Annotated in this window: 18 protein-coding genes and 2 pseudogenes; 11 read left to right on the top strand and 9 right to left on the bottom strand. The window is 73.2% G+C overall.

Annotated elements, in window-relative coordinates:
- The first annotated feature begins 4 nt into the window (after nucleotides 1-4).
- From MCBG_RS21455 to MCBG_RS21425, 7 genes are all read left to right on the top strand, one after another.
- Nucleotides 5-799 (top strand): TIGR03084 family metal-binding protein, encoded by a 795-nt coding sequence (locus MCBG_RS21455; RefSeq protein ID WP_043327869.1) that lies wholly within the window; start codon nucleotides 5-7, stop codon nucleotides 797-799.
- Complete coding sequence (locus tag MCBG_RS21450; protein ID WP_043327868.1) at nucleotides 796-2,472, top strand: acyclic terpene utilization AtuA family protein; 1,677 nt, start codon at nucleotides 796-798, stop codon at nucleotides 2,470-2,472. Before MCBG_RS21455 ends, MCBG_RS21450 begins: the two co-directional genes overlap by 4 nt.
- Nucleotides 2,469-3,608, top strand: a complete 1,140-nt coding sequence (locus tag MCBG_RS21445) for an acyl-CoA dehydrogenase family protein (protein ID WP_043327867.1) — start codon at nucleotides 2,469-2,471, stop codon at nucleotides 3,606-3,608. Before MCBG_RS21450 ends, MCBG_RS21445 begins: the two co-directional genes overlap by 4 nt.
- Complete coding sequence (locus MCBG_RS21440) at nucleotides 3,605-5,212, top strand: acyl-CoA carboxylase subunit beta (RefSeq protein WP_043327866.1); 1,608 nt, start codon at nucleotides 3,605-3,607, stop codon at nucleotides 5,210-5,212. Before MCBG_RS21445 ends, MCBG_RS21440 begins: the two co-directional genes overlap by 4 nt.
- 12 nt (nucleotides 5,213-5,224) lie before the next feature.
- Nucleotides 5,225-7,240 (top strand): ATP-binding protein, encoded by a 2,016-nt coding sequence (locus MCBG_RS21435; protein WP_043327865.1) that lies wholly within the window; start codon nucleotides 5,225-5,227, stop codon nucleotides 7,238-7,240.
- Entirely contained in the window at nucleotides 7,237-8,400 is a 1,164-nt protein-coding gene (locus tag MCBG_RS21430; protein ID WP_043327864.1) for an acyl-CoA dehydrogenase family protein, read from the top strand. Before MCBG_RS21435 ends, MCBG_RS21430 begins: the two co-directional genes overlap by 4 nt.
- A gap of 276 nt (nucleotides 8,401-8,676) precedes the next feature.
- Entirely contained in the window at nucleotides 8,677-9,129 is a 453-nt protein-coding gene (locus MCBG_RS21425) for a hypothetical protein (RefSeq protein WP_043327863.1), read from the top strand.
- Here MCBG_RS21425 and MCBG_RS35280 read toward each other — a convergent pair.
- From MCBG_RS35280 to MCBG_RS21395, 8 genes and pseudogenes are all read right to left on the bottom strand, one after another.
- A complete protein-coding gene (locus tag MCBG_RS35280) occupies nucleotides 9,116-9,340 on the bottom strand; it encodes a hypothetical protein (protein ID WP_369799320.1) in 225 nt (74 codons plus the stop codon). The two genes, MCBG_RS21425 and MCBG_RS35280, sit on opposite strands and share 14 nt — an antisense overlap.
- Nucleotides 9,341-9,420: 80 nt before the next feature.
- Nucleotides 9,421-10,581, bottom strand: coding sequence for a serine/threonine-protein kinase (locus tag MCBG_RS21420; RefSeq protein WP_369799319.1), 1,161 nt, complete (start codon nucleotides 10,579-10,581; stop codon nucleotides 9,421-9,423).
- A gap of 30 nt (nucleotides 10,582-10,611) precedes the next feature.
- Entirely contained in the window at nucleotides 10,612-11,070 is a 459-nt protein-coding gene (locus MCBG_RS21415; protein ID WP_043327862.1) for a hypothetical protein, read from the bottom strand.
- Between the two features lie 133 nt (nucleotides 11,071-11,203).
- Nucleotides 11,204-14,784, bottom strand: a pseudogene (locus MCBG_RS21410) (adenylate/guanylate cyclase domain-containing protein).
- Entirely contained in the window at nucleotides 14,781-15,575 is a 795-nt protein-coding gene (locus tag MCBG_RS21405) for an MBL fold metallo-hydrolase (RefSeq protein ID WP_043327861.1), read from the bottom strand. The pseudogene MCBG_RS21410 and the gene MCBG_RS21405 overlap by 4 nt, the downstream one beginning before the upstream one ends.
- Nucleotides 15,576-15,698: 123 nt before the next feature.
- The gene (locus MCBG_RS21400; RefSeq protein WP_043327860.1) at nucleotides 15,699-16,160 is read right to left on the bottom strand and encodes a RidA family protein; all 462 of its coding nucleotides are present in this window, start codon (nucleotides 16,158-16,160) and stop codon (nucleotides 15,699-15,701) included.
- Nucleotides 16,161-16,165: 5 nt separating this feature from the next.
- A complete protein-coding gene (locus MCBG_RS32610; RefSeq protein ID WP_013289021.1) occupies nucleotides 16,166-16,321 on the bottom strand; it encodes a DUF4177 domain-containing protein in 156 nt (51 codons plus the stop codon).
- A 62-nt stretch (nucleotides 16,322-16,383) separates the two neighbouring features.
- Complete coding sequence (locus tag MCBG_RS21395; protein ID WP_043327859.1) at nucleotides 16,384-16,821, bottom strand: hypothetical protein; 438 nt, start codon at nucleotides 16,819-16,821, stop codon at nucleotides 16,384-16,386.
- A 336-nt stretch (nucleotides 16,822-17,157) separates the two neighbouring features.
- Here MCBG_RS21395 and MCBG_RS21390 point away from each other — a divergent pair.
- The 3 genes and pseudogenes from MCBG_RS21390 to MCBG_RS21380 all read left to right on the top strand — a co-directional run bounded on the left by MCBG_RS21390 (nucleotide 17,158) and on the right by MCBG_RS21380 (nucleotide 19,950).
- Nucleotides 17,158-17,746 (top strand): annotated as a pseudogene (locus MCBG_RS21390) (hypothetical protein).
- Nucleotides 17,747-17,772: 26 nt separating this feature from the next.
- On the top strand, nucleotides 17,773-18,747 hold the full coding sequence (locus MCBG_RS21385; protein ID WP_043327858.1) for an ArsA family ATPase: 975 nt from the start codon (nucleotides 17,773-17,775) through the stop codon (nucleotides 18,745-18,747).
- A gap of 54 nt (nucleotides 18,748-18,801) precedes the next feature.
- On the top strand, nucleotides 18,802-19,950 hold the full coding sequence (locus MCBG_RS21380) for an ArsA family ATPase (protein WP_181373731.1): 1,149 nt from the start codon (nucleotides 18,802-18,804) through the stop codon (nucleotides 19,948-19,950).
- An 8-nt stretch (nucleotides 19,951-19,958) separates the two neighbouring features.
- Here the strand turns inward: MCBG_RS21380 and MCBG_RS21375 are convergent, their stop codons facing one another.
- Nucleotides 19,959-20,279: a WhiB family transcriptional regulator gene (locus MCBG_RS21375; protein WP_043327856.1), complete on the bottom strand. Its 321-nt coding sequence runs from the start codon at nucleotides 20,277-20,279 to the stop codon at nucleotides 19,959-19,961.
- A gap of 402 nt (nucleotides 20,280-20,681) precedes the next feature.
- On the opposite strand from MCBG_RS21375, the gene MCBG_RS21370 reads away from it, so the two are divergent.
- The gene (locus MCBG_RS21370; protein ID WP_043330857.1) at nucleotides 20,682-23,120 is read left to right on the top strand and encodes a penicillin-binding protein; all 2,439 of its coding nucleotides are present in this window, start codon (nucleotides 20,682-20,684) and stop codon (nucleotides 23,118-23,120) included.
- The last annotated feature ends 56 nt before the right edge of the window (nucleotides 23,121-23,176 follow it).

Raw genomic sequence — 23,176 nt, 5'->3', positions numbered from 1 at the left:
CACAATGGTCGACCTGACAGCCCTGCTCGCGGATCTGGCCGCCGAGTCCGAACAACTCGACGCGCTCGTCGCGGACCTGCCGCCGGACGGATGGGAGCGGCCGACACCGGCCCCGGGCTGGACCGTCGCACACCAGATCGCACACCTGGCCTGGACCGACCACGTCGCCTACCTGGCGGCCACCGACGAGTCCGCGTTCTTCGCCTCGGTGATGGCCGCGCCGGACCCGTCGCGCCTGGTCGAGGACGGCGCGGAGTCCTTCCTCGCGCCCCCGCCTGCGCTGCTGGCCCGCTGGCGTTCCGGCCGGTCGGCGCTCGCCGGCGCGCTCACCGCCGTCCCGTCCGGGCAGAAGATCCCCTGGTACGGCACCAGCATGTCGCCCACCTCGATGGTGACGGCCCGGCTGATGGAGACGTGGGCGCACGGCGAGGACGTGGCAGACGCGCTGGGCGTCAGCCGTGCCCCGACGCAGCGCCTGCGCCACATCGCGCACCTCGGCTTCCGTACCCTCGGGCACGGCTTCGCCGCCCACGGCCGTGCGGTGCCCACGGCGCCGGTGCGGGTGGAGCTGACCGCGCCCGCGGGCGGTGACGTGTGGGAGTTCGGGCCAGCCGACGCGGCCGACCGGGTGACCGGCCCGGCGCTCGACTTCTGCCTGCTCGTCACGCAGCGCCGGCACCGCGCCGACCTGGCCCTGACCGCCACCGGGCCGGTGGCCGACGAGTGGCTGGACGTGGCCCAGGCGTTCGCCGGCCCGCCCGGTGACAAGCGGGAACCGGCGAGCGGAGTTCCCTCATGAGCGTGCTGCGGATCGGGAACGCGTCGGGCTTCTACGGCGACCGTTTCGCCGCCTGGCGGGAGATGCTCGACGGCGGCGAGCTGGACGTGCTGACCGGTGACTACCTGGCCGAGCTGACCATGCTCATCCTCGGCCGGGACCGGATGCGCGACCCGTCGCTGGGCTACGCGAAGACGTTCCTGCGCCAGGCGGAGGGCGTGCTCGGCGCCGCGCTGGAGCGCGGCGTCACGCTGGTCACAAACGCGGGTGGCCTCAACCCGGCGGGGCTGGCCGACGCGATCCGGTCGCTCGGCGACCGGCTCGGCCTCCAGGTGCGGGTCGGGTACGTCGAGGGCGACGCGATCCAGCGGCCGGACGCGCTGACCGCCAACGCGTACCTGGGCGCGTTCGGGATCGCGGCCTGCCTGGACGCGGGCGCGGACGTGGTGGTCACCGGTCGGGTCACCGACGCCTCGTTGGCGGTCGGCCCGGCGATCGCCCGCTTCGGGTGGACCCGCGACGACCTCGACGCGCTGGCCGGGGCCACGGTGGCCGGGCACCTGATCGAGTGCGGCGCGCAGGTCACCGGCGGCAACTTCAGCTTCTTCACCGAACTGCCGGACGGCGGGCACCGGCCCGGATTCCCGATCGCCGAGCTGCACGCGGACGGCTCGTCGGTGCTCACCAAGCACGCCGGCACCGGCGGCGCGGTGACGGTCGAGACGGTCACCGCCCAGCTGCTGTACGAGGTGGGCGGCCCGGACTACCTCGGGCCGGACGTGGTGACCCGACTCGACACGGTACGGCTGGAGCAGGAGGGCCCGGACCGGGTCCGGGTGTCCGGGGTGCGCGGCACGCCGCCGCCGGACACGCTGAAGGTGGGCGTCAACAACCTGGGCGGCTTCCGCAACTCGATGACGTTCGTGCTGTGCGGGCTGGACATCCCGGCCAAGGCGGCACTGGTCCGCGCCCAGATCGAGGAGTCGGTCGGCACGGAAGGGCTGGAGTTCACGCTGGCCCGTACCGACCACCCGGACACCGGCGACACCGAGGCGGCGAGCGCGCTGCTGCACGTACACCTGCGCGACGGCGACAAGTCGCGGGCCGGGCGGGCGTTCTCGGCGGCGGCGGTGGAGCTGGCGCTGGCCTCCTATCCGGGTTGCACGCTCACCACGCTGCCCGGTGACGCGACGCCGTACGGGGTGTTCACCGCCGACGCGATCGCGCAGGACGCGGTCGAGCACGTGGCGGTGCTGCCCTCCGGCGAGCGGGTGCCGATCCCGCCGCCGACGGTGACGAGCGGTTTGGAAGGGACCCTTGTACAACACGAGGCGTTAACAGGGGGCCCTTCCTTGCACGCCACCCGGCGGGGGCCGCTCGGTGAGCTGGTCGGCGCGCGCTCGGGCGACAAGGGCGGCGACGCCAACCTGGGCGTCTGGGCGCGTACCGACGCGACCTGGCCGTGGCTGCGCGACTGGCTGACCGTGGAACGGCTGGCCGAGCTGCTGCCGGAGACGGCGTCGCTCACCGTCGAGCGGTACGAGCTGCCGAACCTGCGCGCCGTCAACTTCGTGATCCGCGGGCTGCTCGGGCAGGGCGTGGCCGCGTCCACCCGGTTCGACCCCCAGGCCAAGGCGCTCGGCGAGCTGCTGCGCTCGCGAGTGGTCGACCTTCCGACGGAGGTTGCGGCATGACCATCGTGGACACGCCGGAACGCCGGCAGCTACGCGAGCTGACCCGCTCGTTCGTGGTCCGGGAGGTGCTGCCGCACCTGTCCGACTGGGAGCGGGCCGGCGAACTGCCCCGGTCGCTGCACGAGACCGCCGCGAAGGTCGGCCTGCTCGGCATCGGCTTCCCGGAGTCGGTCGGCGGCAGCGGCGGCGACCTGCTCGACTCGATGGTGGTCACCGAGGAGATCATCCGCTCGGGCGGGTCGTCGGGGCTGATCGCCGCGCTGTTCACGCACGGCATCGCGCTGCCGCACATGGTTCAGGCTCAGGACGAGGCGCTGATCGAGAAGTACGTCCGTCCCGCGCTCGCCGGGACGATGATCGGCGCGCTGGCGATCACCGAGCCGGACGGCGGCTCGGACGTGGCGGGCATCCGCACCTGCGCCGTACGCGACGGCGACCACTACGTCGTGAACGGCGCCAAGACGTACATCACCAGCGGGGTCCGGGCAGACTTCGTCACCACTGCGGTCTGCACCGACTTTCCCGGGTCGGGCTCGCTCAGCCTGCTCGTGATCGACAAGGGCACGCCGGGGTTCACGGTGGGCCGGCGGCTGGAGAAGCTGGGCTGGCACTGCTCCGACACGGCCGAACTGTCCTTCGTCGACGTCCGGGTGCCGGTGCGCAACCGGGTCGGCCCGGAGGACACCGGCTTCCTCGCCATCATGCAGCAGTTCGCCGCCGAGCGGCTGTCGCTCGCCACGCAGGCGTACGCGACCGCGCAGCGCTGCGTGGACCTGACGGTGCGGTGGTGCCGGGACCGTCAGACGTTCGGCCGGCCGCTCGTTTCGCGGCAGGTGGTGCGGCACCGGCTGGCCGAGATGCACTCCCGTACCGAGGCGGCCCGGGCGTACGTGCACGAGGTCGCCGAGCGGGTCGCCGCCGGGCAGCCGGTGGTGACCGAGGTGGCGATCGCGAAGAACGTGGCGGTGTCCGCGTGCGACTTCGTCGTCGACGCCGCGCTGCAACTGCACGGCGGTTTCGGCTACATGCGTGACGCCGAGGTGGAGCGGCACTACCGCGACGCCCGGCTGCTCGGCATCGGCGGCGGCGCCACCGAGATCATGAACGAGATCATCGCGAAGGGCATGGGCCTGTGAGCACGACAGTTCTGCAGAGCACGATCGACCCGTCCGCGCCCGCCTTCACCGCCAACCGGGAGGCGCTGCTGGAACGCCTCGCCGAACTGGAGGCGGCGCTCGACCAGGCCCGGGGCGGTGGCGGCGAGAAGTACGTGACCCGCCATCACGGTCGCGGCAAGCTGCTCCCGCGGGAGCGGATCGAGCTGCTGCTCGACCCGGACAGCCCGTTCCTGGAGCTGTCGTCGGTGGCCGCGTTCGGCACCGACTTCCCGGTCGGCGCCAGCACCGTGACCGGCATCGGCGTGGTCGAGGGCGTCGAGTGCCTGATCGTGGCGAACGACCCGACGGTACGCGGCGGCGCGATCAACCCGTGGTCGCTGGCGAAGACGCGGCGGGCTGGTGAGATCGCGGCGGCGAACCGGCTGCCGATGGTGAACCTGGTCGAGTCGGCCGGGGCGGACCTGCCCACCCAGGCGGAGATCTTCATTCCGGGCGGTCGGGTGTTCCGGGACCTGACCCGGCTGTCGGCGCAGCGGATCCCGACGGTGAGCGTGGTCTTCGGCAACGCCACCGCCGGTGGCGCGTACGTGCCCGGCATGTCGGACTTCACCATCATGATCCGGGACCGCTCGCAGGTCTACCTCGCCGGGCCGCCGCTGGTGAAGATGGCCACCGGCGAGGTCACCGACGACGAGTCGCTGGGCGGCGCGGCGATGCACGCCACCACGTCCGGCCTGGCCGACTTCCTCGCCTCCGACGAGCGCGACGGGATCCGGCTGGCCCGGCAGTGCGTGCGCCGGCTCAACTGGCGCAAGCAGGGCCCGCCGCCCCGCAACCCGCACCCGCTGCCACCCCGGTACGACCCGGAGGAGCTGCTCGGCATCGCCAGCGCCGACCTGAAGGTGCCGTTCGACCCGCGCGAGGTGCTGGCCCGGGTACTCGACGACAGCGCGTTCGACGAGTTCAAGCCCGGCTACGGCACCGCGCTCGTGACCGGCTGGGGTGAGCTGCACGGCTACCCGGTCGGCGTGCTGGCGAACGCCCGGGGCGTGCTGTTCAGCGAGGAGGCGCAGAAGGCCGCGCAGTTCATCCAGCTCGCCAACGCGGCGGACACACCGCTGGTCTTCCTGCAGAACACCACCGGTTACATGGTCGGCACCGAGTACGAGCAGCGCGGCATCATCAAGCACGGCGCCCTGATGATCAACGCGGTGTCGAACTCGAAGGTGCCGCACCTGACGGTCAACCTGGGCGCCTCCTACGGCGCCGGCAACTACGGCATGTGCGGCCGGGCGTACGAGCCGCGGTTCCTGTTCACCTGGCCGAACGCGAAGTCGGCGGTGATGGGCCCGGCGCAGCTCGCCGGGGTGCTGTCCATCGTGGCCCGGCAGGCCGCCGCCGCCCGGGGCCGCGAGTACGACGAGGACACCGACGCCGCCATGCGGATGATGGTCGAGCAGCAGATCGAGTCGCAGTCCGGCGCGCTGTTCCTGTCCGGGCGGCTCTACGACGACGGGGTGATCGACCCTCGGGACACCCGTACCGTCCTCGGGCTGTGCCTGTCGGCGATCCACAACGGACCGGTGAAGGGCGCCGACGGTTTCGGCGTCTTCCGGATGTAGGGGCGTACTCAAATGATCACCAAGCTTCTGGTTGCGAACCGGGGCGAGATCGCCCGCCGGGTCTTCGCCACCTGCCGCGCCCTCGGCGTGGCCACCGTCGCCGTGCACTCCGACGCGGACGCCGACGCGCCGTTCGTCGCCGACGCCGACCAGGCGGTACGGCTGCCGGGCAACACGCCGGCCGAGACGTACCTGCGCGTCGACGCCATCCTCGACGCGGCCCGCCGGTCCGGCGCGGACGCCGTCCACCCCGGTTACGGCTTCCTGGCCGAGAACGCCGAGTTCGCGGCGGCGGTGACCGACGCGGGTCTGACCTGGGTCGGGCCGTCCGCGAAGGCGATCGCGGCGATGGGCGACAAGATGGCCGCCAAGGCGCTGCTCGCCGACGCGGGCGTGCCGATGCTGCCCACCTGGACCGACCCGGCCGAGGTCACCGCCTTCCCGGTGCTGGTCAAGGCCGCCGCCGGTGGCGGCGGCCGGGGCATGCGGATCGTCCACGACGCGGCCGGGCTGGCCGAGGCCGTCGCGGGCGCGCGCCGCGAGGCGGCGGCGGCGTTCGGCGACGGCACGGTCTTCATCGAGCGGTACGTGGAACGCGGCCGCCACGTCGAGGTGCAGATCTTCGGCGACACCCACGGCACCGTCGTGGCCCTCGGGGTACGCGACTGCTCGATCCAGCGCCGCCACCAGAAGATCGTCGAGGAGGCGCCCGGCGTGCTGCCCGACGACGTGCGCGCGGCGCTGCACGAGGCGGCGGTGGCGGCCGGGCGGGCCGTCGACTACGTCGGCGCGGGAACAGTGGAGTTCCTGCTCGCGCCGGACGGGCAGGTGCACTTCCTGGAGATGAACACCCGCCTCCAGGTGGAGCACCCGGTCACCGAGCTGACCACCGGGCTGGACCTGGTACGGCTGCAACTGCTCGTCGCCGAGGGCGAGCCGCTGCCGGTCACCACCACGCCGCCGGCCGACGGCCACGCCATCGAGGTACGGCTGTGCGCCGAGGACCCGGCTCAGGGCTTCCGTCCGGCCACCGGCACGCTGCACCGGTTCGCGATCCCCGGGGTCGCCGCCGAGTTCGGTCCGGCCCGGGGGCTGCGCCTGGACTCGGGCGTGGTGGACGGCTCGACGGTGAGCGTGCACTACGACTCGATGCTGGCGAAGCTCGTCGCCTGGGCGCCCACCCGCACCGAGGCGGCCCGCGCCCTGGCCGGCGCGCTGGCCCGCGCCGAGCTGCATGGCGTGGCCACCAACCGGGACCTGCTGGTACGCGTGCTGCGCAGCCCGGAGTTCGCCGCCGTGGACGTCGACACCGGCTTCCTGGACCGGCACCCGGAGGTGTTCGAGCCGCTGCTGCCGGCCGAGCAGCTTCCGGTGGTGGCGCTGGCCGCCGCGCTGGCCGCTGCCGCCGCGCGCCGGGCCGCCGCCCCGGTGCTGGCCGGGCTGCCGTCGGGCTGGCGCAACGTGCCTTCCTTCCCGCAGGTCACCCGGTTCACCGGCCCGGGCGACGAGGAGATCGAGGTCCACTACCGCCTGGACCGCACCGGCGCCCTCGCCGAGTGGGGAAGGAAGGGCCCCCTCTTAACGGATCCGGTAGAGGAAGGGTCCCCTGTTAACACCGAGCTGCCGGTGGTCGAGCTGGTGACAGCCGCCCCGGCCCGGGTGGTGCTCGACGTCGACGGGGTTCGGCGGGCCTTCCGCGTACACCGGGTGGGGTCGTCGGTCTTCGTGGACGGCCCGGACGGGGCGGCGAGCCTCACCGAGCTGCCCCGCCTGCCCCTGCCCACCGCGGAGCTGGCGGCCGGGTCGCTGCTCGCGCCGCTGCCCGGGGCGGTCACCCGGGTGCACGTCGAGGTCGGTCAGCGCGTCGCCGCCGGTGACCTGCTGCTGACGCTCGAAGCGATGAAGCTCGAACATCCCGTGCTCGCCCCCGCCGACGGCGTGGTGACGGAACTGCCGGTGCCCGCCGGCGGCCAGGTCGAGACGGGTGCCGTACTGGCCGTCGTGGACCCCGAGGAGGACCCCCAGTGAACTTCGACCTCACCCCCGAACAGGACCAGCTCCGCGATGCGGTACGGGAGCTGGGACGCAAGTACGGCCATTCCTACTTCGTGTCGAAGGCCAAGGCCGGCGAGCACACCACCGAGCTGTGGCACGAGGCCGGCCGGCTGGGCTACCTGGGCGTCAACATCCCTACCGAGTACGGCGGCGGGGGCGGCGGCATCACCGATCTGGCGCTCGTCTGCGAGGAGCTGGCCGCGACCGGCTGCCCGCTGCTGCTCCTGGTGGTCTCCCCCGCCATCGCCGCCACGATCATCAGCAAGCACGGCACGGAGGAGCAGCGCAAGAAGCACCTCCCCGGGCTCGCCGACGGCTCCGAGAAGATCGTCTTCGCGATCACCGAGCCGGACGCCGGTTCGAACTTCCACCGGCTCTCCACAGTGGCCCGCCGCGACGGCGACGACTGGCTGCTCAGCGGCCGGAAGATCTACATCTCCGGCGTGGACGAGGCCGGGCACGTCCTCGTGGTCGCTCGCACCGAGGACGCGTCCACCGGGAAGCTGAAGCCGGCGCTGTTCATCGTGCCGACCGACGCGCCGGGCCTGGAGAAGTCCAAGCTGGACATGGAGATCCTGTCGCCGGAGAACCAGTTCCTGCTCTTCCTCGACGACGTCCGGCTGCCCGCCGACGCGCTCGTCGGCGAGTCGCTCGACGCCGGGCTGCCGGCGCTGTTCGCCGGGCTCAACCCGGAGCGCATCACGGTGGCCGCGATGGGCGCCGGCACCGGCCGGTACGCGATCGACAGGGCGAGCGACTACACCGCCACCCGCAAGGTGTGGGGCGGGAACTCGATCGGCTCGCACCAGGGCGTGGCGCACCCGCTCGCGCACGCGGCGGTACAGGTCGAGCTGGCCCGTCTGATGATCTACAAGGCGGCGACGCTGTACGACGCGGGTCGCGACCTGGAAGCGGGCATCTCCGGCAACATGGCCAAGTACGCGGCCGGTGAGGCCGCCGCGCTCGCCGTCGACACCGCCGTCCAGGCGCTCGGCGGGGCCGGCATGACCACCGAGTACGGCGTGTCGACGCTGCTCGGCGCGGTACGCGCGGGCCGGATCGCCCCGGTCAGCCGCGAGATGATCCTCAACTTCGTCGCCCAGCACGTCCTCGGCCAGGACAAGTCCTACTGACCGAGGTGGGCCCGGGGTACGGCGGGTGCCCGATCACCTGCCGTACCCCGGGGGTCCGTCACTGGGCGGTGTGGTCGAGGAGACCTCGGCCTCGCCACTCCCGGATCGACGCTCACGGTAGCGGCTTCCCAACCCGGAGCGATACGGCAGCCGGCCAACAGATGTAACGATTTTTGCTCGATCGACGCTTCTGCCGCTCCGAAGTGGAGCGTGACTGACGGGAAGCCGTCTCGGCCCGCCGGTTGACAGGTTGCCGCGCTGGGCCATGCTTGTCGGGTGAGATCGTTCCCGAAGCCCGATGCGCGGGCGAAGGCCGTCGTCGCGTCCCTGGCGACGGTTGCGGCGGTGGTGGCCCTCGCGGTGTGGCGCCCGCCCGGCATCCTGTCGGTCGTGCTGGCCCTGGTCTGCGTCGTGCTGGGCATGATCGCCGGGGTGACGATCACCGCGGCCCGCCAGCCCGTCAGCGGTGGTGGGCACACCCCGTCGCCCGAGACCTGGCTGCCCGAGGCCGGGTACGGAGTGGACGCCGACACGCTCGAGGCGATCGACCCCCGGGCGGTACGGAACCTGCGCGCCCCCGGCGGCCATCCGGTCGACGCGGACACGCTCGAGACGCTGGACCCGCGGGCGGTACGCGGCCTGCGGACGCAGACCGCGGTGGACGCCGACACGCTGGAGACGCTCGACCCGAGGTCGGTGCGGCAGAGCCGAGGGCTCAGCGGCCGGTGAGCGTGGGCCCGGCGAGCGCGTTCACTCCCCGCCCGGCCAGGCACCGGTAGGTGCGGTCGGCGTCGGTCTCCGGCGGCAGCACCTCGAGGTTCCATCCGTTCGCCGGGTCCGCGCCACTGACCACCCGGAACGTGTCGGGGTTGCACACCTTGCCGACGGCCGGGTCGGCGACCACCGCGTCGTGCTTGGCGCCGGCGAGACCGGGCGGCATGTCACCCGCGGCGTACGTTTCCAGGTGTGCTGGCCGTTCCCAGGCAACCCGGCTCGCCTCGGCCCGGTCGCGGCGCAGTCTTACCGGACCGAAGCACTCCAGCTCGGAAGCGCACCGCCGCCGGCCGGCAGCCGCACGTCGGCGGACGCGCAGCCGGGCACCGGCCCCCCGGCCACGCCGCTCGTCACCGGGGTCGGCGGAGCGGCGGGCGTGTGACCGGCGGCCAGCCAGCCGCCACCGGCCGACGCCGCCAGCGCGAGCACCCCGGCGCCGCCGAGGAACCAGCGCTTGGGCCAGCGGCGGGCCCGCGACGCCACAGTCGGGTGGTCGTCGTCGGCGGGCGGGCGCGGGTTCGGGCCGCCGCTACGGCGGTAGCGCTCGGCGCCGTCGTAGAGCGCGCCGCCGGCCGGGGCGCCGTCCAGCGGCAGCCCGGCGAGCAGGCCGCGCAACTCGACCGCGGAGGGACGCGCACCCGGGTCGTTCGACATCCCCAGCCGGAGTACGTCGATCAGCTCGCCGGGCACCCCGGGCAGCCCGGGGATGGGCTGCTGGAACATCTCCAGCACGGTCACCAGACTCGGGTTGCGTTCCGAGTGCCAGCGCGGCGGCCGGCCGTACATCACCGCGTAGAGGGTGGCGCACAGCGAGTAGACGTCGACGGCCGGGCTGGGCGGGCTGTGGTTGAACGTCTCGGGCGGCGCGTACGCCGGGGTGAGCGCCTCCAGCATGACCGAGGAGTCACGGAACTCGGCGAGCACCGCCAGGCCGAAGTCGGCGAGGACCGCCGAGTTGAACTCGGAGTGCAGGATGTTTGCCGGCTTGACGTCCCGGTGCAGCACGCCCGCCGCGTGCGAGTGGGCCAGCGCGTCGGCGATCTTCACGCCGAGGTCGCGGGTCTCCTCCGGGCCCAGCGGCGAGGTGCGCATCCGCTCCGCGTACGAGCCGTCGCACAGTTCCATGATCAGGTAGGGGTGCTGGTCGACGGTGACCCCGACGTCGAAGAGGTCGACCACGTGGGGGTGCGACGACATCCGCCCGGCGGCGCGGGCCTCGCGCAGGAAGCGGGCCTGGTCGCGTTCGCTGTCCAGCGTCCGGTTCTCGATCTTGACCGCCACCTCGCGCCCCACCGAGATCTGGGTGGCCCGGTAGATGGTGGCGTAGCCGCCCCGGGCGAACACCTGCAGATCGGTCAGACCGGGCACGATTGGCAGCCGCACGGCGCCGGGCGGGGTCTCGGTCACGGTTCGAAAATACCCAACTGGTCCGGCCGCTCAGCGGGCCGCATCGGTGGCCGGCACCGGATCCGGCGCGGAGTCGTCAGTGGCGGTGCCCGCCCGGCGCGCGTCCCACCACAGGCCGACGGCTGTCGCGACCGCGCCCAGCCCTTCCCACGCGGCGACCGCGAAGAACCGGTCCGGCGCGACGTCGGACAGCACCGCGATGGTGAAGACGGTGAACGTGACCAGGCGGAACCAGACCGTGAAGCGGTAGAACGGCCGCCACTCGGTGGCGACGGCGAGCAGGTAGTAGACCCCCATGTTGAACGAGGCCATCGACGACGCGGTGAGGAACGTGCCGGTGTAGTCGCCCGGGGCGCGTTCGGCCGGCACCTCGAAGCCGAGCAGACGAAGCTGAGTCTCCGGCCAGATCAGGCCGAGCGCGCCGAGGAGCAGCGCGAGGAGCCCGAAGACCGCGATCGTCCAGCCGGCGCCCGAGCGCGGCAGCCTCATCGTCCCTCCCCAGCGTGGTCCGCCGGTGACGCAGGCGCGCACCGGGAGGCGGCAGTCGATCCACGACTGTCGCCGCCCACGCTAACCGGCTCCACCGACGAACACATCCCCGGAACCGTCAGAACACGGGCGATCAGCCGCCGGAGAGGCGGACCCGCAACGCGTCGGCGACCATCCGCTCACTGCGCTGTTCGGTGGCGTACGCGAGGCGTACCGCCTCCTCCGCGTTCGTCAGCGCCTCGGCCCGGCGGCCGCACGCGTCGAGCGCCTCGGCCAGCACCAGCCGCGCCACCACCTGGCTGCGCACGTCCTCGGCCGGCGCCGTGATCGACCGCTGCGCCCAGTCGAGCGCCTGTTCGCGCTGGCCGTGGGCGAGCAGCGCGGCGGCGTACCGGGCCATCGTCTGCCGCCGGGAGAACAGCAGCGAGGGCGCGTTCGCCGCGCCGGTGGCGACCGGGGGCGAGCAGCCCCCGGCGGTGCCCGGGTCACCGGCCGCGAGGCGGGCCATGGCGAGCAGCACCCGGGGCGCGACCTGGGCCGGGGCCTGCGGGTTGTGCGGCTCCACCCGGGTCAGCACCGACCGTGCCTCCCGCTCGGCGGTCTCGTGGTCGCCCATGTCCAGCGCCACGAAGCCGCGCAGCGTCCCGGCCATGCCGGTCAGCAGCGGGTGGGTGGTGCGGTCGGCGTACTCGAGCGCGTCGGTGAACAGGTCAGCGGCGTGTTCCGGCTCGCCCAGCCCGCGCGCCACCACGCCGCGCACCACGAGCGCGAAGCCCTGTCCCCAGTCGTCGCCCACCTCGGCGAAGTCCCGGTACGCGCGCCGCGCCCCCGGTCCGCCTCGGCCAGGTCGCCCAGCTCGGCGGTGGCGTACGCCTCGACCGCGCGCAGCGTGCCGACCGCCCACGCCTCGCCGACCCGCTCCCCGAACGGCAGGAACACCCGCGCCATCCGGCACGCCTCCCGCAGCCGTCCGGCGAGCAGCCGGGCGAACGCGGTGGTGCCGCGCAGCCAGGCCCGCCCGTACGGGTCCTTCAGCTCGGCGAAGAGCCGGGCGGCCCGCCCGAGCACCGCGTCGGTGCCGGCGAAGTCGCCCCGGGTGGTGGTCACCCAGGCCAGGTTCTGCAACGACCAGGCCTGCCCGCGCGGATCCCGGGCGGCCAGGCTGACCTGATAGGACGCGGCCAGCCGGCTGCTCGCCTGCCCGAGCCGGCCGGCGATGAAGTCGGCCATGCCGAGCCGCCGCATCGCCGACGCCCGCATGGTGGGCAGGTCGGCGTCGGTGGCCACCTGCAACGCCTCCTGCCAGCTGCGCTCGGCCCGCTCGGCGTCACCCAGCGTCTGCTGGGCCTGCCCGGCCAGCAGCAGCGCGGCGGTCCGGGTGGCCGGGTCACCGGTGTTCGCGGCGATCTTCTCGGCGAACGCGAGCGCGTCGGCCGGGCGGCCGATCTGGAGCAGCGCCCGGGCGTGCGTCACCCGGTCGGCCGGCGGTACGCCGTCGCGGGCCAGCTCGGCCGCGCGTTCGGCGTACTCGACCGCGAGAGCCGGCTCCCCCGACCGCAGTGACCGGCGGGCGGCCCGGCCCAGCGCGGCCACGCCCAGCGGGGTGACCGCCCGGGCCGGCGCGTCCGGGCGCAGCTTGACCGCGTCGGCGAGCGCTGTGGCCCGCTCGACGTGCTCGGCGACGAAGTCGTCCCGGGCGGCCTCGGTGAAGGCGCCCGCCGGGGCGCCGCCCGTCCCGTCCACGCTCTCCGGCGCGGCCCAGCGGGCCAGCGCCGCGTGCCGTTCGGCCAGCTCGGCCTTGCTGACCCCGGCGTACGCGGCCTCCCGCATGAGCGGGGTGGCGAAGGCGAACCCGGTGCGGGTGCGGTGCAGCATGCGGCGTTGCAGCAGCTCCTCCACGGCCCGGTCCAGCTCGACGGCGGCCACCGCGGCGGGCCGGCCGTCCTGCCCGAGCCGCTGCTCGCGCAGCGCCTCCAGCGCACCGGCGGGCACTGTGTCGCCCACCACCGCGGCGTCGCGCAGCGCCGAGCGGGCATCCGGCGGCAGCGCGTCGATACGCGCCGCGAGCACCGCGGCCAGGTCCCGGGAGAGCAGCCGGCTGCCGAGCGAGCCGGGCGCGAGACGCCAGCCGACGTCCGCGCCGCGGCCGGGCCCGGCGGTCAGCGCGCCGCGCTCCATCAGCAGCGTTACGAGTTCGGCCAGGTAGAACGGGTTGCCCTGGGCGGTGGCGAGCAGCCGGTCCGTGTCGGCCTGGGGCATGCGGCCACCGGCGAGGTAGCTGGTGAGCAGCCGGGAGGCGTCCGCGCCGCGCAGCGGCGGCAGCGCGTGCACCTCGGCGTCCGCGACCCGGGTCAGCGCGCCGGCGGTCCGCACCAGCTCGGGACGGCCGAGCAGCAGCACGAGCACCGGCCCGCTGAGCCGGTTGAGGGTCAGCGCCAACGCCTTGAGCGTCTCGGCCGTGGCGTCGTGCAGGTCGTCCACCACGATCACCAGCGGCGCCTCCACGGCGAGCGCGGTGAGCAGGTCCGCGACAGCGGTCGGCACGGCTTCGTCGTCCGGTGGCGGCCCGGCCGCGTTCCACTCACCGTTCTCCGTGGCGGGCGGCAGTTCGGCGTACCCGAGCAGGGCCAGGAGCTGGTCCACGGCGATCGGTGGCGGGTCGCCGGGGAGCCGGGACAGGCGCTGGCCGAGGCGGCGCAGCCGCTCCTCGACGGCCGGGCGGGTGACGGCGGTGGCCGCGTCGCCGGGCAGGCCGACGGCGGCGCGGACCAGGTCGGCCAGCGGGGCCAGGCGGCGGCGCTCGCCGAACGCGGCGCACCGCACCGACAGCACCCGGGCGCCGGTGTGCGCGGCGTACCGGCCGGCGCCGACGTCGTATCCGGCGGCGAGGCGTTCCACCTCGGCCGCGAACCGGGACTTGCCGATGCCCGCCTCGGCGGTCATCAGCAGCACCCGGGGCTCGCCCCGGTCGATCACCTCGGCGAGCCGGCCGGCGACCCGGCCGATTTCGGTCTCCCGGCCCACGAACGGCGCCTCGTCGCCGAGACCGGACCGGGTGCCGGGCGCGTCCAGCAGGCCCAGCAGCTCGTACGCCTCGACCGGCTCCCGCTTGCCCTTGAGCCGCAGCGGGCGCAGCGCCCGCCAGGAGGCGACGTGCCGGGTGGCGGCGGAGGTGCGCGCCCCGGCGTAGACCGCGCCGACCGCGGCGGCGTCGGCGAGCCGCGCGGCGGTGTTCACCGTGTCGCCGATGACCGTGTACTCGATCGCCGCCTGGATGCCCGCGATCACGTCCCCGGTGTTGAGGCCGACGCGCAGGCCCAGCGGCGCGCCGCCGCCCCGCTCGTCGTCGAGCACCCGCCGCACCGCGCGCTGCATGGACAGCGCCGCGCGGACCGCCCGCTCGGCGTCGTCCTCGTGGGCGACCGGCGCGCCGAAGACCGCCATGATCCCGTCGCCGGTGAGCTTGTCGACGTGGCCGCCGAACGTCTTGACCGCGCCCGCGAGGGCGGCGAGCACCCGGTCGGTGACCGCGCCGACCCGTTCCGGGTCCAGGTCCTCCGACCAGGAGGTGAAGTCGGACAGGTCACCGAAGAGCACTGTCACCACGCGGCGTTCGGCGGCGGGCAGCGTGGCGGCGGCCGGCAGCGCCGCGCCGCAGTTGTGACAGAACCGCGCCCCGGGTACCGCTACCGTCCCGCACACCGGGCAGGTCACGGCTGCTCCACTCCGAGGTGTTCGAGCTGGGCGCGGACGGACCACTCGGCGGCCCACCACAGCGACCTGTCGACGTCGGCGTAGACCACGGCGACCACCTCGGGCGCGGTGGTGGCGCCCGTGGCCACGGCGGCGCGCACCTGGTCCAGCCGGGCCCGCCGGTGGGCCAGGTAGAAGTCGGCCGCCGCGCCGCAGTCGGCGAGCGCCGGGCCGTGGCCCGGGAGCACCGGGACCTCCCGGTACGTGGAGAGCAGTTCCAGGCTCGACAAATAGTCGCCGAGGTGCCCGTCGGGGTGGGCCACCACGGTGGTGCCCCGCCCGAGGATCGTGTCGCCGGTCAGCACCACCCGATCGCCGTCGTGCTCGGCGAGGAGGCAGACCGAGTCGGCGGTGTGCCCGGGGGTGGGCAGCAGCCGCAGGTCGAGCCCCAGGTCGAGGCGCGTGTCGGCGGTGAGCGGGTCACCGCCGGCGGTGTGGGCCGGGTCGGCGGCGAGCACGGGTACGCCGTCGAGCAGCTCACGCAGCCGGGGCGCGCCCTCGGTGTGGTCGGGGTGCCCGTGCGTGATCAGCACCGCGCCGATCGGCCCCTGGGCCGCGATCGCGGCGAGGTGCCCCTCGTCGGTGGGGCCCGGGTCGACCACCAGGGCCGGCGCGTCCGGCCCGGCCCGCAGCACCCACGTGTTGGTCCCGTCGAGCGTCATCGGCCCCGGATTGGGCGCGCGCAACAGCGTCACCCACCCCGGCAGCCCATCTGCAAGCGCCCCAGCGGCCCCGGTCACACGCCCACCCATGGCAGCGATCGTACGACTCCCCCGGCCACTCCCCGCGATCTTGCAGTTCCCGCCGCTGGTTTGTCCCCGTCTGGGGCTTCTGCCAGGGCGGTAACCGCAAGATCGCGGGCTCGTCGGCGCGGGTCAGACGACCTCGACGATGACCTCTACCTCTACCGGGGCGTCGAGGGGGAGTTCGGCCACGCCCACCGCGCTGCGGGCGTGGCGGCCGGCCTCGCCGAACACGGCGCCGAACAGATCCGAGGCACCGTTGATCACACCGGGCTGGCCGGTGAAGCCGGGCGCGCTGGCCACGAAGCCGGTCAGCTTCACGACCTTCACCACGTTCTCCAGCCCGACCAGCGCGTCGATCGCGGCCAGCGCGTTCAGCGCGCACCGCTGCGCCAGGTCCTTCGCCTGCTCGGCGGAGACGCCGTTGCCGACCTTGCCGGTGGCGAGCAGCTTGCCCTCGGCCATCGGCAGCTGGCCGGAGACGTAGACGTGCTGCCCGGACTGGACGGCCGGCACGTAGCTGGCCACCGGCGGCACCACCTCGGGCAGTGCGAGGCCGAGTTCGGCGAGCTTCGCGTGGGGTCCGTTGCTCATGCCGGTCAGCCCTTCGGGCGCTTCAGGTACGCGACGAGCTGCTCCGGGTTCGGGCCGGGCACCACCGAGACCAGTTCCCAGCCGTCCTCGCCCCAGTTGTCGAGGATCTGCTTGGTCGCGTGGACCAGCAGCGGCACCGTGGCGTATTCCCACTTCTGCATCGGAGGAGGGCTCCCTTGCCTGACTTGGACTTCGGTCAGGCACAGCCTACGGTCCGCCGTCGTCAACGGGACGCGGGACGCGGCTCCGGCGCGGAGGGCGGCTCGCCGCACGGGCCCTCGTGCTCGAAGCGCTGCGGGCACCGGCTGCGGTCGGGCAGCAGCAGATCGCAGAAGACCCGGTGCCTGTTGTTCTGGTCGTCGGCGGTGGAGACGGTGGTCTCGCCCGCGTCCAGCTCCACCAGGAAGCTCAGCGAGGTGGCCACGGTGCCGGCGAGCGCGGTGGCCGCGGCGAGGTCGGCCACCCGTACCGGCAGGTGGATGACGTAGCCGGGCTCGTCCTCGTCCCGCCCCTTCGCGCCGGGGCGGGACGGCGTCCGGACCACCTCGACCGGAAGGCGGTACGACCGCTCGTTGAACGAGGCGGGCACGTCGGCCTCGCCGGGCCGGCCGGACCGGTCGCCGGGGAACTGGGCTCGGGGGGTGTTCTCCGCGTCGCGCATGCGTCGCCTCCGGGCGTCGTACCTGCTCACTGACACCGCCATCCGCCTCGGCACCGTCCGGCGGGTCCGGCTCTCCGTGTCGGGACGAACGTAGGACCTCCGGCCAGTCCCGGCAACGGGACGCGCATGCTTCGTCACAACCAGTCACATATGTGACACAAGCCTGGTCCGGAACGCGACCGCGAACTCGCCTCCCGCCGGTGCGTACGCGGGGCTGGCAAGCGCCCCGCCGACCGCTACCCTTCCGGACTGGGCACGCGCGGACGCGCGCCCGACCACCTCGACCCGTGCCCGTCGCCTGGGGCGGCGACGGGAGCCGCAACCCGGGGGAGACAGATGACCCAACCGCCCGCCGGTGGCGACACCGGCACGCCCGGCGACCCGCACCCACAATCACCGCCCGGCGGCGGCACACCGCCGGGCGCCTTTCCTGTCGCCGGGCCACCGGCGTATCCGCCCGGCCCGCCCGGCGGCCCGCCACGCAAGCGACCGGCGCTGCTCATCGCCTCGTTGGTGCTGGCCGCCGCGGTCTTTTCTTTGCGGCGGTGGGGGCACTGCCGCGTTCCTGGTCCTGCGCGACGCCGAGAACGGCCAGGGAGCGAAGGAACCGCAGATCGCGGTGGACGGCTTCCTCAAGGCCGTCTACCAGGAGCGGGACGCCGAGAAGGCGGCCACGTTCGTCTGCTCGGCGGCCCGGGACGACGAGAAGATCGCCGCCAAGGTCGCCGAGGTGCGCAAGTACGCCGAGCAGTACCAGAACCCCCGGTTCCGCTGGAGCAACCCGACCGTCGACAACGAGACCGGCGACCGGGCCACCGTCTCCGCCCGGGTGACCATGACCACCGCCGACGAGAAGGTCGCCGAGCAGTCCCTGCGCTTCACAGTGGTGCGGAAGACGGGTTGGTGGGTCTGCGAGGTCGGCTGATCCGGCCGGCTGGTTAGGCTCGACGAGTGGCAGCGAGTGAGCAGCCGGCCGAGTCCGCCGGCAGATGGCCGGCCCGCCTGCACGTGGTGACCGGCAAGGGCGGCACAGGCAAGACGAGCGTGGCCGCCGCGCTGGCCCTCGGCCTGGCCGCCGGGGGCCGGCGCACCCTGCTGGTCGAGGTGGAGGGCCGGCAGGGCATCGCCCAGCTCTTCGGCACCGACCCGCTGCCGTACGAGGAGCGGCACCTCGCCGACGCGCCCGGCGGCGGTGAGGTGCGGGCGCTGGCGGTCGACGCCGAGGCGGCGCTCCTGGAATACCTGGACATGTTCTACAAGCTCGGCGCGGCCGGGCGGGCGCTGCGCAAGCTCGGCGCGATCGACTTCGCCACCACGATCGCGCCGGGCCTGCGCGACGTGCTGCTCACCGGCAAGGTCAAGGAGGCGACCACCCGGACCAGCGGCTCGCGCCGGACGTACGACGCGGTCGTGCTGGACGCGCCGCCGACCGGGCGCATCGGCCGCTTCCTGAACGTGACAGCGGAGACCGCCCGGCTGGCCAAGGTCGGCCCGATCAAGACCCAGAGCGAGGGCGTCTCCGCGCTGCTCCGGTCGCCGATGACAGCCGTGCACGTGGTCACGCTGCTGGAGGAGATGCCGGTCCAGGAGACGCTGGACGCAGTCGCCGAGCTGACCCAGCTCGGCTTCCCGGTCGGCCGGGTGATCGTCAACGGCGTCCGCCCGCCGGTGCCGGCCGGCCGGGCCGTGACCGCGGCCGAGCTGGAGCGCGGGCTGGCCGCCGCCGGCCTGCCGACCGACGGCCCGACCGTGGCCGGGCTCGTCGAGGAGGCCCACGACCAGCAGGTACGCCGAGAGCTGGAGGACTCGCTCCGGGGCGACCTGGTGGAGCTGGGCCTGCCCATGATCGAACTGCCGCTGCTGCCCGGAGGAGTCGACCGGGCCGGGTTGGAGGCGCTCGCCGAGACCCTCGTCCGGGCGGATTGACTCACACCTGCGACCGGCACGGAGCAGAGTGCCCCTCGGGACCGATACGCTCGATTGGTGCCTTCCGAAGACGCGGCGCCTCCGCTTGACGTCGACCAGATCCTCGCCGACGACGGTGTACGGATCGTGGTCTGCTGCGGGGCGGGCGGCGTGGGCAAGACGACCACCGCCGCGGCGCTGGCGCTGCGCGCGGCCGAGCGGCACGGCCGCCGGACCGTGGTGCTCACCATCGACCCGGCCCGCCGGCTGGCGCAGTCGCTCGGCCTGACCGAGCTGGACAACACACCCCGCCAGGTCAAGGGCATCGACGTCGAGGCCAGCGGCGGCGAGCTGCACGCCATGATGCTGGACATGAAGCGCACGTTCGACGACGTGGTGCTCCAGCACACCGACCCGGCGAAGGCCGCGGAGATCTTCGCCAACCCGTTCTACCAGGCCATGAGTTCCACCTTCGCCGGTACGCAGGAGTACATGGCGATGGAGAAGCTGGGCCAGTTGCACGCCCGGGGCGAGTGGGACCTGATCGTGGTGGACACGCCGCCGTCTCGGTCCGCGCTCGACTTCCTGGACGCTCCGGCCCGCCTGTCCCGATTCCTCGACGGCCGCATGCTGCGGCTGCTGCTGGCCCCGGCGCGCACCGGCGGACGCAGCATGTTCAACCTGGTGACGGCGAGCTTCGGGATGTTCTCCAAGGTGGTGCAGAAGGTGCTCGGCGCCCAACTGCTCACCGACCTGTCCGGCTTCGTCGCCGCCCTCGACTCGATGTTCGGCGGGTTCCGGCAGCGGGCCGAGCAGACGTACCGGATCCTGCAGGCCCGGGAGACGGCGTTCCTGCTGGTCGCGGCCCCGGAGCCGGACGCGGTCCGGGAGGCCGCCTACTTCGCGGGTCGCCTGCGGGAAGAGCAGATGCCGCTGGCCGGGCTGGTGCTCAACCGGGTACACCGGCCGGCGGCGGACCTGTCCGCGGCGGAGAGCCTGGCCGCCGCGGAGCGGCTGGCCGCGGCGGGCGGGCACGAGGGCACCGTCGAAGTGCTGCGCGCGCATGCCGCGCTGGCCCAGCAGGCGGTACGCGAGGAGCAGGTGGCGGCCCGGTTCACCGAGGCGTTCCCGGCGGTGCCGGCGGTGTCGGTGGCCGCGCAGCCCGCCGACGTGCACGACGTCGACGGGCTGCGGACGATCGGCGAGGCGATCAGCCGGAGCTGACCTGGCGGTCAGGTGGCAGTGGTCACCAGGACCTTGTCCTTGCCGGCCTTCTCCTTGGCGTTCTTCTTCATGGCCGCCTCGAACATCTTGCGCCAGCTGGTCACCTGCGGGTGACGGCGCAGCAACGCCCGGCGCTCGCGTTCGGTCATGCCACCCCACACACCGAACTCGATCCGGTTGTCGAGCGCGTCGGCCAGGCACTCGTACCGAACTGGGCAGCTCCGGCAGATCCTCTTCGCCACGTTCTGTTCGGCGCCCTGTACGAACAACGCGTCCGGGTCTCCGTTCTGACATGCCGCCAGTGACGGCCAGTCAGTGATCATGCCCATCTGTACACGTCCCCCCTTGCAGTACCTACCGACTTCGTGCGAGCAGCCCTCGAACTCCCCCCGGTCGTCCGCGCCGGCCTCCCCAGGGCGGCACGAACGACGCACGGCTGCCTTCGCCGCCACCATCATGCTGTGTAGTCGCCCGATTACGCAACGTTGTCGGCGAAATCCATCATTCCGGACACTCCCGGCTTCCCGGGCTTTCGCCCGGCGTCTACCCCGCCCGGGTACGTGAAAACGCTGCGCCCCTCCCGGGTTTCAGAGAGACTTCCGCCGGATCTCACGCAACCCAGGACCAGGGCTCGTGCGTTTAGCACAACGAGGCCGGCGCATGCAGGAAATGGGGAAAGTTCCCCGCGCGCCCGCCGATCCCTGCTCGCGTACCCTGTCGAGGTGACCTGGATGCGGAAACGTGACCACAACGTGCTGACCAACGCCGCATCGCTGCTGATCTGCGGCCTGTTGGCCGGAGTGGTGGTCGCTGCGGCGGCCTTCCCCGCGGTGGCGATGACCGGACTGGCCGCGAAGGCCGGCTCGGAGACATTCGGCGCGCTGCCCAAGGAGCTCACAGTCGCCCGGTCGCCGCAGATGACCAAGCTGCTCGCGTCCGACGGCAAGACCGTGCTGGCCACGATGTACGACGAGAACCGCAAGGACGTCAAGCTCAAGGACATCTCGCCGCACATGCAGAAGTCCATCATCGCGGCCGAGGACCACGACTTCTACAAGCACAACGGCGTGGACCTCAACGGTGTGGCACGGGCGTTCGTCAACAACCAGGCCGCCGGCTCCTCCCGGCAGGGCGCGTCGACGCTGACCATGCAGTACGTCCGGCTGGCCATCTCCTACTCGGCCACCCACCCGGCCGACGTGGTCGCCGCCACCGAGGACACCAGCGCCCGCAAGCTGCGCGAGATGAGCCTGGCGCTGCAGATCGACAAGGAGCTCTCCAAGGACGAGATCCTGGAGCGCTACCTGAACATCGCCGCGTTCGGCAACGGCGCGTACGGCATCTGGGCGGCCAGCCAGGTCTACTTCAACAAGCCGCCGAGCAAGCTGGACATCCAGGAGTCGGCCATGCTCGCCGGCATGGTGAAGGCGCCCACCGCGTTCGACCCGACCACCCCCGCGGGCTATCCCGAGGCGGTCGGCCGGCGCGACTACGTCATCGACAACATGGTGCAGATCGGGGCGATCACCCAGCAGGAGGCGGACGCCGCCAAGAAGATCAAGCTCGTCGTCAAGGGCAAGCGCACCCCGAACGGCTGCACCCAGACCACCACCCGCTCCTGGGGCTTCTTCTGCGACTACCTCTACCGCTGGTGGCTGCAGCAGGAGACGTTCGGCGCCACCTCGTACGACCGTGAGCGGCGGCTCAAGAGCGGCGGCTACACCATCATCTCCACGCTCGACGTGCAGGCGCAGAAGGCCGCTGACAAGGCCGTCCGCAAGAACCTGGGCGAGAGCAGCAAGGCGGCCCGGATGGTGGCCGCCGTCGAGCCCGGCACCGGCCGGGTACGCGCCGTCGCCGTCAACCGCAACTTCAAGCTCGACGACCCGGACGACCCGCAGAACAAGATCTCCAGCGACCCGGCGAAGGCCAAGAAGAAGATCCGGGGCAACTACCCCAACACGGTGAACCCGCTGATCACCGGTGGCCCCGGCATCGCCGGCTACCAGGCGGGCTCGACCTTCAAGATCTTCACGCTGGTGGCCGCGCTGGAGAAGGGCTACCCGCTCAGCTACCCGATCAACGCGCAGCCGGTGTTCAAGTCGAACTACCCGGTCGAGTTCAACTCGCCGGCCGCCTGCCCGGGCACCAACAAGTACTGCCCGAAGAACGCCAACGCCTCGATGGCCGGCATGCACAACATGTGGAGCGGCTTCGGCTTCTCGGTCAACACGTTCTTCATCGACCTGCAGCAGCGGGTCGGCGCGGAGAACGTGGTGAAGGCGGCGCAGAAGCTCGGCATCTCGTTCCGCTCGTCGAGCGACGCGCAACTTGCCGCCAACCCGCACCAGTGGGGCGCGTTCAGCCTCGGCGTCTCGCAGACCACCCCGCTGGAGCTGGCGAACGCGTACGCGACGCTCGGCGCCGACGGCAAGTACTGCGAGCCGATCCCGGTGCAGGAGATCCGCGGCCCGGAGGGCGAGAAGCTCGACGTCGCGAACCCGCGCTGCGAGCAGCGGGTCAGCACCGAGGTGGCCCGGGCCGCCGTGGACGCCGCCCGCTGCCCGGTGGGTGACCGCTCCTCGACCACGAAGTGCGGCACCGCCACCGCCGGCAACGTCCGCAACATCGTCGACGCGCCGGTGGCCGGCAAGTCCGGCACCACCGACTCGGAGAAGACCTCCTCGCTGGTCGCCATGACCAAGCAGTACGCGGTCGCCGGCATCATGGCCGACCCGGACTGGCCGCAGACCAACCAGAAGATGGGCCACGACGTGCCCACCGGCATCAACCCGGCGGTCTACGAGACGCTGCGGGACGCCATGAAGGGCAAGGACCGGAAGAACTTCACCCCGCCCAGCGGCAAGATCGTCCTGGGTGACCAGCGGTCCATCCCGGATGTGAAGTGCGCGTCCATCGAGAGCGCGAAGTCCCGGCTCAAGGGCGCCGGCTTCGAGCCGGTGGTCTCCAGCAACAAGGTGGCGTCGGACTGCCCGGCGGGCACCGCGGCCGGCACCAGCCCGAACGGGCGCACCATCAAGGGCGGCGTCGTCATGATCGAGGTCAGCTCCGGCAAGGGCGACTCGGACCAGGGCGGCACCGCGACGCCGGACCGACCAGGTGGCCCGGGCGGACCGGGTAACGGCCGACCAGGACGACCGGGGAACTGATCCCAGACGAAGCGACGGCCACCTCCGTGAAGGGGGTGGCCGTCGCTTCTTCTTGT

The sequence above is a fragment of the Micromonospora sp. M42 genome, from assembly GCF_000568915.1.
GTDB lineage: Bacteria > Actinomycetota > Actinomycetes > Mycobacteriales > Micromonosporaceae > Micromonospora > Micromonospora chalcea.
The sequence above is the reverse complement of the archived record's forward strand: the minus strand, read 5'-3'. Positions and strand labels throughout refer to the sequence as shown.